At 43.5% G+C, this 18719-nt stretch carries 22 protein-coding genes and 1 pseudogene; 4 read left to right on the top strand and 19 right to left on the bottom strand.

Translation table 11 applies throughout. The features are described 5' to 3' along the window. Together NT140_05765 and NT140_05760 are read left to right on the top strand one after the other, a co-directional pair. A partial coding sequence (locus NT140_05765; protein MCX5831379.1) for a DUF4118 domain-containing protein occupies positions 1-1666 on the top strand: 1666 nt, incomplete at its 5' end. Continuing rightward, entirely contained in the window at positions 1666-2367 is a 702-nt protein-coding gene (locus NT140_05760; protein MCX5831378.1) for a response regulator, read from the top strand. The genes NT140_05765 and NT140_05760, both read left to right, overlap by 1 nt. 5 nt (positions 2368-2372) lie before the next feature. On the opposite strand, the gene NT140_05755 is transcribed toward NT140_05760, so the two are convergent. Next, positions 2373-2720 (bottom strand): hypothetical protein, encoded by a 348-nt coding sequence (locus NT140_05755; protein ID MCX5831377.1) that lies wholly within the window; start codon positions 2718-2720, stop codon positions 2373-2375. Beyond that, a pseudogene (locus NT140_05750) lies at positions 2718-2831 on the bottom strand (ATP-binding protein). The gene NT140_05755 and the pseudogene NT140_05750 overlap by 3 nt, the downstream one beginning before the upstream one ends. A 563-nt stretch (positions 2832-3394) precedes the next feature. On the opposite strand from NT140_05750, the gene NT140_05745 reads away from it, so the two are divergent. Beyond that, the gene (locus NT140_05745; GenBank protein MCX5831376.1) at positions 3395-5656 is read left to right on the top strand and encodes a phage/plasmid primase, P4 family; all 2262 of its coding nucleotides are present in this window, start codon (positions 3395-3397) and stop codon (positions 5654-5656) included. An 842-nt stretch (positions 5657-6498) separates the two neighbouring features. Here the strand turns inward: NT140_05745 and NT140_05740 are convergent. The 14 genes from NT140_05740 to NT140_05675 all read right to left on the bottom strand — a co-directional run bounded on the left by NT140_05740 (position 6499) and on the right by NT140_05675 (position 15828). Beyond that, a complete protein-coding gene (locus NT140_05740) occupies positions 6499-7122 on the bottom strand; it encodes a 3'-5' exonuclease (GenBank protein ID MCX5831375.1) in 624 nt (207 codons plus the stop codon). Positions 7123-7138: 16 nt separating this feature from the next. Continuing rightward, complete coding sequence (locus tag NT140_05735) at positions 7139-8668, bottom strand: hypothetical protein (GenBank protein ID MCX5831374.1); 1530 nt, start codon at positions 8666-8668, stop codon at positions 7139-7141. A 228-nt stretch (positions 8669-8896) separates the two neighbouring features. Further along, complete coding sequence (locus NT140_05730; protein ID MCX5831373.1) at positions 8897-9187, bottom strand: hypothetical protein; 291 nt, start codon at positions 9185-9187, stop codon at positions 8897-8899. Then, positions 9174-9854: a hypothetical protein gene (locus NT140_05725; protein MCX5831372.1), complete on the bottom strand. Its 681-nt coding sequence runs from the start codon at positions 9852-9854 to the stop codon at positions 9174-9176. Before NT140_05725 ends, NT140_05730 begins: the two co-directional genes overlap by 14 nt. Further along, positions 9854-10405, bottom strand: coding sequence for an RNA methyltransferase (locus NT140_05720; GenBank protein ID MCX5831371.1), 552 nt, complete (start codon positions 10403-10405; stop codon positions 9854-9856). The genes NT140_05725 and NT140_05720 overlap by 1 nt, the downstream gene beginning before the upstream one ends. Before the next feature lie 221 nt (positions 10406-10626). After that, the gene (locus tag NT140_05715) at positions 10627-10818 is read right to left on the bottom strand and encodes a hypothetical protein (GenBank protein ID MCX5831370.1); all 192 of its coding nucleotides are present in this window, start codon (positions 10816-10818) and stop codon (positions 10627-10629) included. 81 nt (positions 10819-10899) lie between these two features. Then, a complete protein-coding gene (locus NT140_05710) occupies positions 10900-11436 on the bottom strand; it encodes a hypothetical protein (GenBank protein MCX5831369.1) in 537 nt (178 codons plus the stop codon). A 3-nt stretch (positions 11437-11439) separates the two neighbouring features. Then, complete coding sequence (locus NT140_05705; protein MCX5831368.1) at positions 11440-11631, bottom strand: hypothetical protein; 192 nt, start codon at positions 11629-11631, stop codon at positions 11440-11442. Positions 11632-11653: 22 nt separating this feature from the next. Beyond that, the gene (locus NT140_05700; protein MCX5831367.1) at positions 11654-12085 is read right to left on the bottom strand and encodes a DNA repair protein RadC; all 432 of its coding nucleotides are present in this window, start codon (positions 12083-12085) and stop codon (positions 11654-11656) included. 17 nt (positions 12086-12102) lie between these two features. Continuing rightward, positions 12103-12426, bottom strand: coding sequence for a DUF2958 domain-containing protein (locus NT140_05695; GenBank protein MCX5831366.1), 324 nt, complete (start codon positions 12424-12426; stop codon positions 12103-12105). Beyond that, positions 12395-13216, bottom strand: coding sequence for an antirestriction protein (locus NT140_05690; protein ID MCX5831365.1), 822 nt, complete (start codon positions 13214-13216; stop codon positions 12395-12397). The genes NT140_05695 and NT140_05690 overlap by 32 nt, the downstream gene beginning before the upstream one ends. Before the next feature lie 129 nt (positions 13217-13345). Further along, complete coding sequence (locus NT140_05685; protein ID MCX5831364.1) at positions 13346-13963, bottom strand: site-specific integrase; 618 nt, start codon at positions 13961-13963, stop codon at positions 13346-13348. 347 nt (positions 13964-14310) lie between these two features. Further along, positions 14311-14934 carry a hypothetical protein gene (locus NT140_05680; GenBank protein ID MCX5831363.1) on the bottom strand — a complete coding sequence of 208 codons (624 nt, stop codon included), beginning with the start codon at positions 14932-14934 and terminating at the stop codon, positions 14311-14313. A gap of 21 nt (positions 14935-14955) precedes the next feature. Further along, positions 14956-15828, bottom strand: coding sequence for a hypothetical protein (locus NT140_05675; GenBank protein MCX5831362.1), 873 nt, complete (start codon positions 15826-15828; stop codon positions 14956-14958). Between the two features lie 172 nt (positions 15829-16000). On the opposite strand from NT140_05675, the gene NT140_05670 reads away from it, so the two are divergent. Continuing rightward, the gene (locus NT140_05670; protein ID MCX5831361.1) at positions 16001-16342 is read left to right on the top strand and encodes a helix-turn-helix transcriptional regulator; all 342 of its coding nucleotides are present in this window, start codon (positions 16001-16003) and stop codon (positions 16340-16342) included. 35 nt (positions 16343-16377) lie between these two features. Here the strand turns inward: NT140_05670 and NT140_05665 are convergent, their stop codons facing one another. The 3 genes from NT140_05665 to NT140_05655 all read right to left on the bottom strand — a co-directional run bounded on the left by NT140_05665 (position 16378) and on the right by NT140_05655 (position 18705). Next, positions 16378-16608, bottom strand: coding sequence for a hypothetical protein (locus NT140_05665; protein MCX5831360.1), 231 nt, complete (start codon positions 16606-16608; stop codon positions 16378-16380). 129 nt (positions 16609-16737) lie between these two features. Next, on the bottom strand, positions 16738-17559 hold the full coding sequence (locus NT140_05660) for a hypothetical protein (GenBank protein ID MCX5831359.1): 822 nt from the start codon (positions 17557-17559) through the stop codon (positions 16738-16740). 345 nt (positions 17560-17904) lie between these two features. Further along, positions 17905-18705 carry a hypothetical protein gene (locus NT140_05655; GenBank protein ID MCX5831358.1) on the bottom strand — a complete coding sequence of 267 codons (801 nt, stop codon included), beginning with the start codon at positions 18703-18705 and terminating at the stop codon, positions 17905-17907. Positions 18706-18719 lie beyond the last annotated feature (14 nt).

Raw genomic sequence — 18719 nt, 5'->3', positions numbered from 1 at the left:
CGTTGGCAAGCCGATGCAAACGCGCTGGAAGGACAGGCTCTTTGGATCACCGCTCGACGAAATCATCAGGGGAAGCGGCAGCATAGATATCTATGTGATCACGGGAGACGCAGCGGAAAACTCCATTAAGCCGGATACTAGGACCTCATCGCCTAAAATCAAATCTCGAGAGTGGTACTGGCGTATTGGAGCCGTTGCATTAAGCACTGTCGTGGCGCGTCTGACCTTTCCCTACCTGGACAGAACGGATGTGGCAATGATCTACCTCTTGGGCATTGTCGTTACATCTGCGCGTACCAGTCGCTGGCCCGCCCTGGTCGCCACCCTGCTCAGTGTAGCCGCCTTCGACTTCTTTTTTGTGCCCCCCTTTTTTACGTTTGCCGTAAGTGATATCCGCTTTCTGGCAACATTTGGCGTCATGTTTGTTGTTGCTTATGTAATTTCACGACTGACGCTTCAGATCCGCGAACAGGCAGCGGCTTCAAGAAAACGCGAAATGAGCACGGCCGCCCTGTATGCACTCAGCCGGGAACTCGCTCGGGAACGCAAGAAGGAAAGAATATACGAAATAAGCTTGCGGCACATCAGCGAGGCATTCAAGGGCCAGATTGCGATCCTTGTCGCGAATGAACAAGGTGAGTTGGTCGTTACCCAGAAGTTGCCGTTGACCTTTGACATTGATCAGAAAGAGCTGGGCGTCGCTAGATGGGTTTTTGACAATCGGCAATCCGCCGGGCTGGACACAGACACACTCCCCGGTGCCAAGGCCCTATATTTGCCGATGATTGCCTCATCCGGCGTGATGGGAGTTGTGAGCATTTCCTCACAGAATACTAAGGGGCGATTCGTTCCCGAGGACATGCATTTTCTGGAAAGCTTTGTAAACCAGACAGCTATGGCGCTCGAAAGAGTTATGCACGCCAAAGAAGCGCATGACGAACGACTGAGAGCTGAAGCGCAGAAGGTGAGGAATGCTTTCCTAAGTTCCGTGTCACATGACCTGCGAACGCCGCTGGCGGTTGTTGCGGGGGCTGCCAGCACGCTTCTCCAGAAGGATGGAACGCTTGACGTATCAGATCGCTTGGAGTTATTGCGCACTATACACGAAGAGACGGACCGTCTCGAACGCATCATCCGCAACGTCCTGAATCTGACCAGGATAGAAACAGGGGCAACCAAAGTGAATAAAGAATGGCAGCCCTTGGAGGAAATTATCGGAGTCGTTCTTAATCGGCTTTCGGAGCGCCTGAAGGAGCGCCCCTTGGACTTGAAAATCCCCGCAGATCTTCCCCTTGTCCCGTTTGACACCCTCCTCATGGAACAGGTTTTCGCCAATCTCATGGAAAATGCCTTAAGACATACCCCTCCGGGAAGTCCCATTGAAGTCGCAATTACGTCTCATGATTCAGCTGTGCTGATAGAAATCGCCGATCGAGGCCCTGGCATACCGGTCCGTGAAGAAGAAACCATCTTTAATAAATTTGCCCGCAGCAAAGATACCAGGATGGGCTCCGGTATTGGTCTTTCAATTTGCCGGGCAATAATTGAGGCGCACGGTGGCCGTATCTGGGCTGAGAACCGGCCAAGCGGCGGCGCCATAATTAAATTCCTTATACCTATCGAAGGGACGCCGCCCTCCTTACTGCCTGAGAAGGAACTGTCTTGATGGAAAATCTTGCCACAATACTTTTAATTGAAGACGAACGCCAGATGAGGCGCTTTCTCCGGGTAACGCTGCAAAGTGAACGATATGCTTTGATTGAAGCAGAAACGGCTGCCGAGGGACTTTCCCAGGCGGCGGCACGGAGTCCCGATATAGTACTGCTCGATTTGGGACTTCCCGATATGGATGGCCTTGAAGTTATTAAAAAATTGCGGGAATGGTCTGCCGTACCCATCATCGTTATTTCTGCAAGGGAACAGGAAGGGGATAAAATAAAGGCCCTTGATGAGGGGGCGGATGACTATTTGACGAAGCCTTTTGGCTCTGGTGAACTATTGGCCAGAATCCGCGTTGCCCTCCGACATGCTGTGCCTAAAAGCCAGGATCAAAGGGACGCGATTTTTACTGCCGAGGACCTGAGTATTGATTTCTTAAAGAGGCAAGTTCATCGTGGCGGCAGGGAGGTTCACCTTACGCCCATAGAGTATCGGCTGTTGGTGGTTCTTGTCAGGAACGCCGGCCGGGTTATGACTCATAGACACATCCTCAAGGAGGTATGGGGACCTTCCTACATAGAACAGACCCACTATCTCCGTGTTTTCATGAATCAATTAAGAAAGAAGATTGAGGCTGATTCAGCCCGTCCTCATTTTTTACTTAACGAGCCAGGCATCGGCTACCGTTTTAAGCCTGATCTGGATTAGAGAAGTTAGACCATCCTTCTATCAAGACTTCTGTATTGAATGGCCTCCGCCACATGGGGCGCACTGATATTGTCCGCATTCTCCAGGTCGGAGATGGTCCTGGCCACCTTCAGGATCCTCGTGTAGGCGCGGACACTCAGGCCCAGTTTATCTACGGCCATTTCGATGAGTTGGCGGGAAGCTTCATCCAGCAGGCAATGAGTTTTAAGCTGCCGGTCGGACATCCGGGCGTTCAGCAGGTTGCTCTGACCGGCAAAGCGCTCCTGCTGACGTGTGCGGGCGCTCCTGACCCGTTCCCGGACCGTTTTTGAATCCTCGCCGCTGTGCGTTCCCGCAATTTCCTGATAATGCATGGACGGCACCTCCACATGGATGTCAATGCGATCCATCAAGGGGCCGGAAACACGGGACTGATACTGCCTGATTTGCGTGGTATTGCAGCGGCAGGGGCGGCGCCGATCGCCATAGTAACCGCAGGGCTACGGTTTCACAATTTACCGAACAGGGCCAACAGCCATACTGCCTTAGTCTTCCAATAATACCTCCGTACTTTAAAAAGCAAAATCAAGTTGTTAATGATTTGGGACTCGAGGTTAAAAATTATTACATGACTAAAGATTTATGTAAAGTTTTAAAAATACGGCCAGATACATTGAGAAGCAGGTTCAGGAAGGGACGTTACCCAGAACCCCAAAGATTAGGTGATAAAAGAATATTTACGCTAAGTGAAGTAAACGAAATTATTAAGCTGTAGCGGTTTTAGCGCCCAACACCGGATTTGAAGTGTAATGGGTGGGAAATACAAGGGAAAGGAGGGATACTGAAAGAAACATATATTTTGAATAGTTACCTCATGTTTCGTTTAGAAGAGCAGTACGGGGTAAACCAAGGAAACATGGGGATATTTTCAGTGAAGTGTTGACTAAATGTTGACCAAAAAATTCTATATTGAAAAAGCAACTTATCTTTTTCAAGACTTCACTCACCGAATTCCTCATAAAAAAATCATTTTAAATTGGAGGCAACTATGAGGAAGTCGAAATATTCAAAAACATTAAAAGTTTTTAATTGTAGGAAGGATGTTTATGCAAGAGCTTATAAAAAGGAAGATGGATCAATCGGCTTTTCTCCAGTTTGTAAAAACGAAGGGAAACCAGATGTGTGCAAAAAGCCATGTGCTGGTTGTCGGCATCGTCAATACAGGTGCTTGGACGATGAAGCTGTGAGGCAACACATTGAAGGTGAAATTCTTCTTGGTGTTTATCCCCTTCAGCCAGATAAAACAACGAGCTTCTTAGTGATCGATTTTGACAACCATACTGGTGAGAAGGCTGAAAAGATAGACCCTTTCTCAGATGCTAATGCATACGTCGATTCTGCTAAGGATCTCGGTATATTTGCATACATTGAGCGATCAAAATCAGGGAAAGGCTACCATGTCTGGATGTTTTTCGAGCATCCAATACTAGCATCTAAGGCAAGGCAGATAGGCAATCTAATTCTCGCTCGTTCAGGTATTTCAAAGACTCATTCGTCTTTTTGCAGATTCTTTCCGAATCAAGATCATTTATCAGGGAAAATGCTAGGCAACCTTATTGCTGTACCTTTCTGGGGTAAAGCCGTCGAGAAAGGCAATAGTGTATTTCTCAACCCAAAAGACAAAATGAGACCTTACAAAAAGCGAACTGATTTCTACAAAACCATAATATTTATCAAGGAGGCAATGGTTGATAACATTATTGCCAAAAATAAGCTTTCGACTTGCGGCGTGCAAGCTGTAGAAGGCAAATTAGAGCCGCCAAAGGGCACTGATAATTGGATCATGGAGGCAATGCAAGGTGTTCTGAGAGGGAAGAGAAACGATACCGCAGCCCGATTAGCTGGTCACTTTTTAGCCAAAAGGTTACCTTTGGGAGAGGTCAAAGTCCTACTTTATGATTGGAACAAGCGAAACAGTCCCCCTCTGGAGGAATCGGAAATAAATCGTATCGTCGAATCTATAAATTCTATGGAACTCGCAAAATCGAAGGGCAAGGATGAATTTTTTGATCATAAAAACAAATTCATACCAATGAATCTAGTTGATCATATAATAAAATCGTATGATATTTTGCATGACGGTAGCGGCTTTTATCTATACCGACCCGATGGGGTGTGGCACCATGAAAAAGACTTCGGCATCGGGCAGATGATGGTTAAGTTGTTGGGAAATAGGGCGCAACGGCATTTCGTCCAGAATGCTATGGATATATTAAGGTATCAGACTTATGTGGACTTAGAGAAAGTCGGACGCAATCCATTGTTGATTAACATGCGGACCGGAATGTTAGACCTTTTGACGATGGAACTTTTGCCTCACGATAAAAAATATTATTCCCAATATCAGATGCCTATAGCTTATGATCCTGAAGCGAAATGTCCACGGTGGCGGCAGTTTCTCGTTGAGGTATTTCCGGACGATCCAAAGAAAATTAAAACAGTCAGGGATTTTTCGGGGTACTGTTTCTATCCGAATATTCATATTCACAAGTGCCTTTTGCTCACTGGCAAAGGAGGTAATGGCAAGAGCGTTTTCGTCAATATTATTACAAGGCTTGTTGGTGAAGATAATGTAGCATCGCTGCAACCAACAAATTTAACTGATAAATTCTTATTAGGGACGCTAAAGGACAAGCTCCTAAACGTAAGCTCTGAAATTCAGGGTAACAAAATTGAGAATTCAGTTTGGCGGCAGGTAATTGCCGGAGATACTGTGCAGGCTGATCGAAAATTCAACAAGCCTATTTCGTTCAGACCTATCGCAAAACACATCTACAGTATGAACATGACCCCAATTATTACTGACCGAAGTAATGCTTTTGTCAGACGTATCATTGTCGTTGAATTCAAGGCTGTTTTTGACGAAATGTCAGCTGATAAAGAACTCGAAGATAAATTGACGAAGGAACTTCCGGGAATTTTTAATTGGGCACTGAAAGGGTTCCGGAGGGTGGTCCTTGAGAATAAGAATATTCGTGAATCATTGCAGGTCAAAAAAGATAAGAAGACCTTCCTTAAAGCGGTAGATCCAGTCCTCAATTTTGTTGAAGACCGATGCATTTTAAGAGATAGCAAATCTATTAGGAAACTTGATCTTTATTCGGAATTCGTCGATTGGTGTCATACTAACAGGATCAAGCCTTTGACCGATAGAACTTTTTACAAGCAACTATTGATCAATCATCCTGAACTTACGGAAAAACGTCCTGGCGGGAAAGAACGGACCTTTGTGGGGATTGGTCTCAAGTGACCATGCAATTGATGAAAAACAGCTAACAGGCATGTTAAAAACGATCTTGCCAGGTTTGCCATGTATTGTTGTCATATATTTAAATGAGTTTACGGTGAAAACAATAAACATAAATATATATGTCAAATCAGGTGGCAAACCTGGCAAGCCCAGACTATTTTAATACAAATATCACCGCCTTTCCTTGCCATACCACGCACCTCATTATTAAGGGTCAATCCCTGCCATCCCGGAGCCGATCCTTAGCCAAAACTGTGCCTAAAACAGCAAGGATTTTCACTCTGCTTGGAAATGAACAGAATTTGTAAGATAAAAACTCGTGGGACTAATTAACCCGGCAGGGAATAATACTCACTTCAAAATCTAATCCTGTCACTTTAAAATATTCGATATTTACTTCTATATCACAGTAAAGAAATATCGGATAGAGTACAGTTAGTTGTCACCTCCAACATGAGTTTTGCTTCGTCCGCCTGAAAACTAAACTTGATGATATCAGTGACCCCGGATTTATGCTCATATAACCGATTTTAAGCTATCCTGGTGACGTTAACCGGCCCATATCGACCAAGTGACTCAATGTTTGGTTAATTGTCATGATATTTTGATATATTTACCCGGAAATTCACGTGTTATCCGGGAAAAGTCAGTAACAATCACGATATTGCCTCTGGTTATGACGATTGTATAAAACGTTAACTAAATTGTGCGTTTACTAAAAATGCGGTAACAAGTACTCTGTGCCTTGAAGGACGGAAAGGTATGTTTTAAGCGATATTTCGTCTACTTAAGATTGTTATTAAGTCAGAAGTTGGGGCGCCATACGGGTCAGCTGATCGTGTTCAACCCTGTTCTCCGGCTAACTTCTTTAAAAAGGTAGGAGCTGTTGTTTTAGAGACCTTCGACAATCGCTGCATAAGCTCAAACGGAACGATGTTAAATTTGTAAACTGATTTAAGATCGTTAACCATGCTTATCCAAAGATGGCCGGTCATTTCGGCATCAGCGAGTGCTCGATGGTAGTTCCCGGCAGCCTTGATTTTCTTATAACGTATGAGGGCTTCCAATTTATGACTTGGAGCTTCAGGGTATAGGCGGCGTGACACCAGCATTGAACAGGCAAATTCCTGTTTGCGCTGCTTTTTTATGCGTTTTAATTCAGCATCAAGAAAGCGGCTGTCAAAGCTGGCATTGTGAGCAACCAGATGGTGTTTTCCCATGAAAGAAGTAAATTTCTTCATTACCTCCGCTATTGACGGTGACCCATGAAGCATTCTATTGGTGATACCGGTGTAGTCCTCAATAAAGCTGCTGATCCTCATACCGGGATTCATCAGGCTCTGAAAACGGTCAACTATCAGATTGTTTTGTATGAGAACCGCACCAATCTCAATGGTTCTGTCACCATAGTTAGGCGATAAACCGGTTGTTTCAAAATCGAGTACGACTATGCTGTAATTACCCATGTTACCTCCTATTTCTTTATACCATAACATCAATACAAAAAATCAAATTATGACTGTAGCCGACTGCTTCCGGGGAATCCGTAGACTCTAATTCGACAGGATTTTCCAAGTAAGTGGCCACACTTTTCTTGAATTCATCAATGTCCTTATAATAGCCGAACCATTCCAGGGCGTCCTCTGGACAGTATACGTCTTTCCCGTACCGGAACTGTTTTACTTGGTTCGCATACTTGTGTGAAAAGTCATCCTGTAGCTGGTCATTTAAAATACCAACTAATTTCCCCTTTGCCACAAGCTCTTTGACATGCTTTGAGGCCTTGCCGTTAAGGGAGTCTCGATGATCGCAAATAAACAGCCTCCCGTACCCCTTGTACCATTGGTCAGCCTTCAAACAGTGTTTTTTGTTCATCTCCCGTCCGGTGTACAACAACCTTAAGCCAGGTAATATTTCTAATACATAGTCCTGTCGGGCAGCCCCACCCGATTGTTTAACCTGAATTACCGATATCGGCTTAAATTGAAATTCATAGATGTTATTTATGACGTGATTCATATAAGGCGCATCTTCGTTGCTTTTCACATAATGGTCAATCAGTACGCAAGGGCAAAATGACAGGACATCACCGATCCGGTAGGTATTTCTTTGTCTAGTGTATTCAAAACCGACCGCACCTTCGGCTATGAAGACCCGTTGCTTGCTTGATTTCCCCCTTACATTTTCTGTGATTCGTTTTGTCTTTCCCTTTATAAGCTTGGTATTAGTTTTTCCGTATTCCTCAATTTTGCTGATCGTTGTACCGGGATATTTGTCAGGGCAATTCTCAAGATAATTTATGATACCGTCATTATCTCCAGGGCTGATAAACTCTTTATCATCTTTAAATGACACCCGGACATTCCGTCTTTTGGTTCGGTTAAAATAATATCGTAGATGAACGCAGCCACGGTCTTCATAATCTTCTCCATCTTTAATGGGGCCATGATACAGTATGAAACCACTTTTTAAGCCCGGAACAATAGCCGCATTGAAATCTGGGTTGTCACTTGAGTGCCAAGTGTGAATGAAATCGCATTTCTCACGCTTTGCCAGCTCAATTTCGACGTGCTTAAGGAGAGTCATAAGACCGCATCGCCGAAGCAAAGGGCGTACTTCCACATCAAGAATGGCACAGTATTTCTCCCCATTTTTCAAGACCCCCATTACCACCCAGTTAAGCCCACCAGAAATTGTCATTGCCGAACTGCCGAAGCTAACGATTGGTTCAATCAAATATGCGCTGAACGGAACTTTTCTGTCTCTATCCTTGAACAGTTGAGGATATTCTTCCTCTAAGCTTTCTTGAATTCCGTTGAAGTATCCTTCTTCCCGCCAAAATTCCGATGGTTCTATTACGTTCCACTGGCTTGGTTCGATCTTGTACTGGCCCTTACTATTCGGCCCTACAATATTTCTGATTCTTACGGCAATATCGGGTTTAACTTTCAAATACATTCGTTTCTGAATTCTGTTCCGGCTATATTCTATAATTGTCTCTATCTTATTCATCGTCGTCTCCATGCAACTATTAAATCGTCTTCAAACTTCTTTATCACCATGACATCCATATCAAAATCGCAACTGTCCCCCTTTTAAATAAAGCATATCACGTGATCGTTCCACGCAACGGTACGTTATATACTTTTATTTGGGCAGATCAATCAGCTTGGGAGGAATGAAGGGCAAGAGTTTATTTAGGTGCTTTAAGCAAAGTAAAATCACGGTCAGGGCACATAATTACCACAATCCGGCCTTTTTATATGCTCTGCCGTCTGCCGGTATCGGTGTATCCGGTGGCCACCCTTCACCATCTAAGTCCTGCCTGATATGGATTGCGGCAGCCATTGCCGCTTTGTCTCCCCATTTTCTCTTGACTTCGTCAATTCCTTCCAGATGGTGCCGTAAATGCCTATGCCTTGTACCGTATGGCTTTTGCTCGAAAAAAGCGTCGAGCCACAAATGGACTTCTGGAAAGGCATCTCCCATTTCTTTTACACATTGTTCGCAGTGGGCTTCAAAGCTTGCCATGACAACCCTCTTTCTCTTTAATGACGGGAATGATCACTATCTTCATGTTGTCGAAATTCTCAAACATAGGCGGGTTGCCAGGGCTTATCTTCCTTAAGCCTGACAAGAAGTCCTTGAATTCTTCTCTTTCTGCTTCATGCCTTATATCTGGTTCGCGTGTGTCGATAATACGAGCAGATGTCATGCCTTTACATTGGGTCAGCTCAAGGGCGTGAAAGGGAGTAACGTTTTCATTTACCCACTCCAGGAAATTCTCAAAAGAATGCTCTATTAACAGCTCCTGAGGCGTATCATAAAACTTTGGTTCCTTGCACAAGGCGCAATAGTATTTTCGTTTTCTATTACGCCTGATGAAGAAGTCAAAATCTTTAATGATATCCCAACATATTTTTTTAAAATTGACAGCAATACCCATTCCCTCGTTATACAGATAACAATTCATCTCCGGGGTGACATCCTCAAAGTAAATGCGTAGAGCTGTCCCCTTATTGTAGTGGCGTATTTTGTATTTTCGATTGAACCGATGCCCATTTTTAGCAAGCCACTCTTTAAACGTAACGCAAACATCACAATATTCTACCCTTTGCCGAACCGTAACCATCTTCCTACTCCCCAAAAAAATAGCCGCTACAGATTTCAAATCCTCACGCGAATATCCAGTTTTCATTAGTTATTAAGTTTCCCAATCATGTGGTACATCAACACGGCAGCGACGGTAGAAACATTCAAGGAATTAACCATGCCATACAAGGGCAGGTGAACAACGATATCAGACAAAGCAATAATGTCTTTGCTAACGCCTCTGTCTTCTCTACCCAGCACCAAGCATGCTGGAAATGGATAATCAACGTGACGGTAGTCAATACTGTTAGTGGCTATCTCAGCGGTGATGATAGAGACACCCTTATCCTTCAGTTCAGAAACCGTATCAAGAGCGTTCTCCCGATGCTCCCAACCCACCCATTTCTCAGAACCAAGCGATCCTTTACGAACCTTCCTGGTCAATGGTAATACCGTATCGCCGCAGAGGTAGACCTTATCTACAAGAAGTGCATCCGATAGTCTGAGGATTGTACCCACGTTGTGAGCACATTTCAGGCTATCCAGGACAAGATAGATAGGGTTCCTTTTCAGATTGCGAAACTCTTCTCGTGATACCTTTCCCTTGCGGATTTCATCCTTCGTTAATTGTCTGTTTTCGATCTCTGCTGCTTCCATATAGTAACTCCTTTCAATTTAAAGCAATCTGGCAATAAGCGCGTTACCGAAATCGCTTAGGCCTTTTAGTGATGGTACAAATTCATTTGTGCCTTCTTCGGACATAGAATATCACCCGACCGTTCCATATGGCGGCACGATTTAAACTTTACTTGTGAATTGTGATTCAGTTTCCGAAGGGATTTTGAACCATGATCTGCCATTCAAACAACTTGGGTTGGCTATTCCACATCAACATAATCCATGACAACCCTTAGCAAGTTGTCATAATCTCCCGAAGTTGCTTTCTCCATGAACTCTTTTGCATCAATCTCCATCCCTTCTTTCAACAAGGCTTTTCTGACTGTTCCGAGAATAAAAAACGCATTTCCATCTTGACTAATAAGTTTTACTGTGGGCCTTTGCTTTTCCATTAATAATCCTCCATAAATGAATAACTATCAGATATGTTTAACGTACCTGATTTTAATGTTTGTGATTGTAGGCGACTTGGTTTACTTAGTGAGTAAAAAGAAGGTTTCATTAACTGAAAATTTATATTGTTTTGCCTTGGTTTTCTTTTCCAACATGCAATTAGAAATGTTTATGGTTTTCATCATCGCAGAATCAAATAGCGTTACCCGTTTTGGTGATACTGATTTGACCACCGTCCAATGATCCCAGTCACGGCAATCAAACCCAACAATGACAGCCCTTGTTCCTTTCTCATTAAGAAAGGCTCGTATCTCTCCAAAGAAATCCTGCACGCCAATATTCCTGACACCACGAAAAGGGAATTTGCTGATAATCGGATAATCAGCCGTCACAATATCTTTTAAAATGCTCATTAACTCTGTTCTTGAAATCCCGTCTGTGATTACGTGGCTCAAGCTTTTCTTTCGTTCCACATGAGTTAGGCACTTTTTGAACAACTGCATTGATTCTTCCTCTGAAATATTCTTCACAAGCAACCTCGTGGCGTTGATAATACTGTAAACGCCGCAAAGACCGTCCAGATAACCTTGTTCGTAGACCGGTATTTCTAAGTCCATGTCCTACCTCCTAACAGATTTCTCATTTTCAGTTGTCTCATAAACCATCACTGCCCTGGTACTCATGATTAACAGCCAGTCTTCCTTTCGGACATTTCCCGGTTCATAACGACGCCAAGTAAATGCTCCCCTGGCCGCCTCTTTCGTACTATTACGCCCTGCGGCGAGTCCCCACACTTCAATCATCTGCTTCATGTTTCGCTCCTGCTTTATACAACTAAATAAGCCCTTGTTCTTGCATTGATGTCTGACCATCGCCAATCAACACGTGGTCAAGCAGCCTTATATCAACCAATGTGCATGCCTCTTTAACCAGCCTTGTCAGGCGAATATCTGCATCGGAAAACTTTAGGCCGCCTGATGGGTGGTTGTGTACCATGATCACGTTACATGACCCTGACAGCAGGGCATGCTTTATAATTTCTCGGGGAAACGCCACGGCACTATTAATCGTACCCGAAAACAATTGGATACAAATTAGCCGGTTCAGAGCATTGAGATGTAAGATTATCAGCTTTTCAATGTCCAAGTCCTGAATGGTGCGGCAGAATTGAAATACTCGCTCTGGTGAGGATAGATCTTCATTGTTGTAAGGGAAGTCTTTATCCCGGATTCGCTTTGTTTCAATGTGGTATGCGTATTTAGTCATAGTTTTCTCCTTTCCAATTAAATATTCCTGATCCTTTTAATCTCCGATGCCTTCCGGATTTTCCAATACTCCGAAAGTTCACAGTCGATTTCGCACCATCCTTCAAGTTTGATTTCTCTTAGTTCCTGGAAGGAAATGTATCCCCATTCAGCACATTCATGGTCATTGTTTAAAATGGCATAGCCCCAGAAGAGATCATCACCGTCATATTCGGCAATGTACCAATCACAGCCACCAATGAAGAAATGCAAATAAATCAACTTGTCTTTCAGCTCTATCTCTTCCGTTTCATAGAGCCTCGGAATTTTATCAAGCCGCTCTTTCGTAGGAATGTTCCACATGATTACTCACCTCCTTTCCCAAAATGAAATTTAGTACCTTCTCAACATCGTCAATAACTTTCAGGCATGCCGATACCGGCTTTAGTCCTGCCCCTTTTGCATAATTTTCAATGTACCTAAATGTGTTGCCCAAGTTATCGTTTGGCTGCTTACCGATTAAATGACACAAGGCTTGGGCTGACAGTTCAGCGATAATTTCCTGATCCCATCGTTGCCCCGATTTTAATTTGCCGATACAGAGTTCATAAGCGGCATGAGACAGCTCATGGAAAAAGACGATTTCCTCTGGTGAAGCTAAGGCGATTTCCTTTATGCCGGGGATATAAACACCAAGGAATTTCGGGAAGGGTGAAATTGTTGTAACAGTAATGCCCCATTCTTTGGCCCTTTCCAGTAAAGGCAAATCCGGCAAAGAGATTTTCTTCTCATAATTCAATGGCTCCCCTTCCGTGTCCTCAACCGCGAAAACCGGTTTGGCCATGAAGCCCTTCAGCATTTCTGTTTCGTCATCATCAATGCTGCTTTTTTTCACAAAATAAGGCACCAGGATGTATAGCGCCTTCGATCCCGGTTTTATGGACCGTCCAACTCCATTCCATTGCTTTATGCCTCTGGCATCCGTAGTTCCAGACAAGAGCATGAGGATTCTGTTGAGGTATGACCATCGATCCGAAGGAGTGCCTCTGATCGGGAACATTGAATAAGCAATTGCCTTGGGAACATCACCCGTCTTGAATTTTTCCAAAATACCGTGAAGCACCTTTTGAACTTTCGTAACTCTGTCACTCATTTGCATAACTCCTTTCTCATCTGGTTATTCATCGAACTGCGGACGCACCTGTCCCGCTTCGATTACACGTTTGTTGAAAAGTTGTGGCTTGATGGGTTTGGAACTAATGAGGGCGGGTAAAAATGGAAGTTATTTCAAAATGGCATTGGCCAGGTTCTGGTTCATCTCTGGCAAAACATCGGCATAAAGGGAAGTCATTGCAATACTGGCATGGCCTAACTGCTTTTGAACAAAGCGAATGTTCTTTGATTTAGCCAGAAGCAAGGTTGCGTAAGTGTGTCTTGAACTGTGAATCGAGTAATATTTAGGAAGGCCGGCCTTTTCTGCTGCTTTCTTGAAACTGATCTCTAATGCAGTTGTCGTATAGTGATTACCAGCCCTGCCGCTAAATAATGGGGCAAGGGCATCAATAGGCTCCTGCCATACCTTCTTTTTTATTTCGATATAACTTTTCAGGTGCGTGACAATTTCATCATCAAGATAGACGTCCCTTTTTCTTCCCCCCTTGCCGTGTACTATAAGGTAATTTTCTTTACCGCTCAGGCGCACATCCATTATTTTAAGATAAGCGATTTCACTAACCCTCAAACCGCTATTCAATGCCAGATGAATAAGCATATAACGGTTCACCCAAGTTTTTCTTTGTCCTGATAAATCGGCACTTGCGCCATTCTTACAGCAACGCAATAGCTTGTTCTTTTCTTTTATTGACATAAACTTATCCCTGGTAATGACGTATCTGTTCATTACGCACCTCCCGACCTTTGGTCACATAAGCTATTTTAAGGAATCTACATGAACAACGAGTATTGAGAAATGATGATCGCTATGAGCTACAGAAGAAAAACTGATTTGATAATTCAATTCAAACTATGTTTTACTTTCGATAATATTATAACATATTTACCGTCAGATGTCAAACATAATTATTGGATATTATTAAAACTATTCCCTTTTCGATACATCAAAAATATAGGCAATAAAAAACCCCATCGGCGTGACGGGCTTATGGAAGTCTACAATATTGTCATCGCATATAATTTGCTATGCGCAACATTCGTTCTCAATTCAATGACACCGAGGGACCATATTGTTCAACTAATTATTTTGGTACCATTAACATCTTGAGTAAATCGAAAAGCTAGGCCATCGTTATCGGAAGGAAAAGCATCGGCTGAAGCGGTACCGTCAAAAAGCTTTTTCACGGGTTTGATGATTTGCTCGACGAGTGTTTCTTCAAAGTTCAGCTTAACCAAAGGTAGAACAAATCCCCATCCTTGCTCGTCTTCTTCCTTCCAGTTCCAGAGCTTGTTACCATCAAGATCCCAACCTTTCTTTTTTGGGGATAGCCATAAACTACTTTCTAAGTCGAACGCTATCTCACCTGTTCCGTAACTAATGTATAGCGACGGTTCCCATTTTGAATCTTTACATTCATCTTCATCATACAGCACGACCTTTATAGCAATATGAGCGAAAGGTTGTTTTGTTTTTTTGCCTCTTTTTATTTTAAATAATGCAATGTCCCAAAGGTAACTCTTGTAAATCCAATCTCCCTCGCTATATTCCTCATCGGTGTCATAATCTACATCAATTTCGATATTTTCGTTAGTGAGTGCTTCTCCAAGTTTTTCTTTTAGAATAGAAATAATTGCCTCTATTTGCTCTCCGGCTTTTACAATAATTTTCGCTGCTGTTAAAAGTTTTGCACCATCCATAGATCATTCCCCCTTTCTGTCTTAATCTTTAGAAAATTGTGTCACTTGCCCTCTGAAAAATATTGATTCGCTCTCATTACAGATTATTTCTATAATAGCCAAGAAGCCGAACCAGGGCTTAATATGGAAAAATATATCGTCATCTGGAGATGTTGGGGCCATTATTTCTTCTTGAAGCCAATCAAAACCGATGAAGGGTATATAACCATGATACTCAAGGAAGCATTTCACACCGTTAGCCCATCGCTTCGTTGCTTCGGGATAATCATTCCTTGTCATCTCCGTTGCCAGTTTTTGGACATGTCGCCAACCGATCACACCGAGACGGTTTTTCCATATATTTGCCTCTTTGTTAGGCAACTGAGGAAAGACAAACTTTGGTTCATTAGGCGAATAGCACTTGAGACTAAATTCGTCGCACCCCTTCCGAAGAATCTCAATTGAATTGTCACGTTCTGATTTACCTCGCCCTTCCCAAGTGGCGAGGTATAAATGTATCCATTCCTCAGCGCTCCTTGGACGCGTCGTCCACTGCCGAACTAACTCACACCGAGGCCCCAAAGCCTGCCCCCATTTCACCTCCAGAAGGACATTGCAGGAAGTTCCATCCTGGAAACTAAAATGAAAATAAACATCTGGAATTACATGAATACGATATTCGTCCAAAACATTTTTATAAAAATCAGGCCAAAAATTAGCCTCGACTTTATCAACGGGAGAGTCGGATAGTAATTCTTTTGAAATACCAGAGGCTTTTGATAATCCTTTTATAATATTCCATGCAGCTCCACCTGGCATATCCACAATTGGACCGAATATTGTTGAGGTAACTTCATCCTCTATAAGACCGGTCTTTTTCAATCTTAGTTTATGTTTGGTTGCTGCTATGAGCATCTTTGTTGAATCCGGTTGTATAGTTACAACTTTGATTAAGCCTTAAATTCACGCCTATACTGAACTCCCTTAAAAATACCACTTAAAAGGAACATATACAATATATATTCTACTTTTAGATGTCTGTATGCGGTTTCCTGAATGCACTATAAATGCGCTTAGGAGGCTCACTGTGGATATCAGCGATGTTAAACGGCAAATTGGCTTGAGATTTAAGGAATTGAGGCTTGCGAAAGGATTGAAGCAGGAGGACCTTGAGAGGTGGGATTTCTCTTATCGTTATTATGGTAAGCTTGAGCGGGGCCTTGTTAATCCAACATTGGCTACCTTGCTTCGGCTTTGTGAAATATTTGACGTGACCTTGGTTGATTTATTTCGATTCATGGAAAAAGATGGATTGACCACTGATGACAGGGAATCGGTGGCCATTAATGTTTCAAAAATACTGAAAGAAAATGAGAAAAAGAATATTCAAAAGCTGAAAATATTCATGAGCGAAATCCTTCCGCCCTAAATCAAAAATATTCACCACATCACGTTTGAACAGGATCAAGCCAACGGAGTAACCTGCTTTTTCAACCATGCTTGACTATCCTCAAGTTGCTGTTCCCCCCGTGCAATGCTCCAGAAAAAGGATTCTACTTTGTCAGAGGGAAGCAGGCGATAACCGTCAAGCCGAAGGCAGACATCAGCAGCAACGGGTGCGGTGCGTTTATTGCCTTCTGCAAAGGGACGATATAAGCAAATCGCATCAATCTGGGCAGTAACCTTGGCTGTCAAATTGGGAAATAGTTCCTGATCGCCAAAGGCGGCAAAGGGCCAACTCACCTTGGTAGCTTGGCATCTTATTTCTCCTTCATTCGTGATATCGTGAGGGCACTGCAAATTACCCCTTACCATCGATATTTTTTACTGGTGATAAACTCTCACAAGTGACATCTCTGTTTCGTTTTCAGCCTCGAATTCTTGCAAAGGATTCAAGGGATTGTCTGAATATTTCCACGATTTGATTTCCTTTGCACCTTGATTCCAGAGCACACCAGTGGGCCATCTCGGGGGGATTGGTCTATTGAAGAAAACTGCTGAGCCAAATGTTGGGCAACCCCATTCCCTTGAAGCGCCGGCAAATCCATACATTGCGAAGTATTGGGTGCAGGAGCACGGTTCTGGCCTTGGATTGAACTTGTGCACGAGGTTGAAGACCATGTCTATATCCGGGTTTTCCAAGGATCTCTGCCTGATTCCATAGCTGTCGTAACATACGGCAAGAAACACTCGCTTTCCACTTATCTCAAAAATCCTTGGGTACTGGCCCTCGCCAATAAACGGGCCGGGAGCGACATCAATAAAACCATCTTCGTCCTCTGTGGGCTGAAACTTCCTGGCCGCGGCAATTATGCCGATAGAGCCAATCGCAACTGCTGTCTGATCCTTTACCTGATCCCTGGTTCCCCTTCCGTCTATCCCGAAGCAAACGATGATCTCGTGTTGCGCCGATGTGATCATTTCTTGCGTCTGTTCAGCAAATGATTCGATACGGGTTGATGGTCGGCCTTTTGTCGTGCAGTAGCCCGCAGGGAAGATGAGTACGTCGGCAATTCCCGCAGCTTTTCGTACCACCTTGCGCATGAGTGCGAGCCTGCTTTGGTTGTCATAATTTCCGTCTGTAGCAACGGCAACCGTTGCTACCCGGACAACGTCAGCATGCGCCTTACTCGGCAGGTTCGCCATTATTAGCTTCCTCAATCTCTAAACTCAAACATCACTTTTTCGTAGGGCTCAAACATCATCTTGTAGAGGTCCATTGCATATACGCTTTCTATCGACGGGTGCTTTTGCGAGTACGATTGCTCCCTCAATCTCAATGGCCTCAAATGAAAGTTGATCGTCATCGCCAGTTATTATCTCCTGACCATAGCTTTTAAGTATAATCCCGCCATCATGTTTTTTTCAACATGGCCGAGATAGCGCATCATTCAATCCCTCCAGATGGTCATTCGATCATCAGATTACCATAAAATCCGGATATTTAAGATAATCATAGTAAACGTAAAAATAATAATCGGCAGATTCCCGTCACTTTTTACCGCAAATCATGGTCGCACTGAAAGAAGCTTCTTCTTCCGCATACAGCGAATCGCAACCAACAACAGTGCATTCACCGGTGGCCACCTTTCCGATTTCGTCAATGACCGGCTGAAGATGCTTGGAAATTGAAAAGTCGTTTCCTAAATTCGAGGAAACGATGTAAAAAATGCCAGATGCCCGTTGAATGGTTTCAAGATTGTTTGATAAGAATTGGCGGAAGGCAGGCAGGCAATCTGCCGTTTGACTCTCAAAAGACAGATATGCCCCGGAGGTAGCTGATAAGGCATGGTGCATATCGGAAAAGTCACAGGAAAGAAGGTGTGGGAACATCCAGACGCGGCTCATGTCTTTTACAAATTTGATAATGCGTTTTTCACTGCCACTTTCCTTCAAGAAAATTATTGATTCACTGACTAAGGGCTGACCACTCCAGCCGACATTACCAGTCCCATGTAAAACCACCGTGAAAAGGAAAGAGCACCTGTTTCCGGTAATCAATTTCTCTCTGGTTGTCCAAAATAATGGGTCTTGCTGAGTACCAACAAGAAAGATCAGGTCTTGGCGGGGAATATCTTGTACGTGGCTATCCTGCTGTTCATTTAATGACAACACCATTAGCCGGGGATATTCGTTACTTTCTTCTACTGCAAAGGAGGAATCATCGTCACGACACTTTTGATAATAACCGATGAGGCTGTTGAATTCTGTCAAGACAGGCTTGCTGATCTCCACCACTTTATCACCAACGCCCACAAAACAAGCTCTAAATTTCCTGTCTGCCGAGTCCATCAATCAAATCATAC

Source organism: Deltaproteobacteria bacterium (genome assembly GCA_026388415.1).
Taxonomy (GTDB): domain Bacteria; phylum Desulfobacterota; class Syntrophia; order Syntrophales; family JACQWR01; genus JAPLJV01.
Note: the sequence above shows the minus strand (reverse complement) of the source record. Positions and strands in the feature narration are given on the sequence as shown.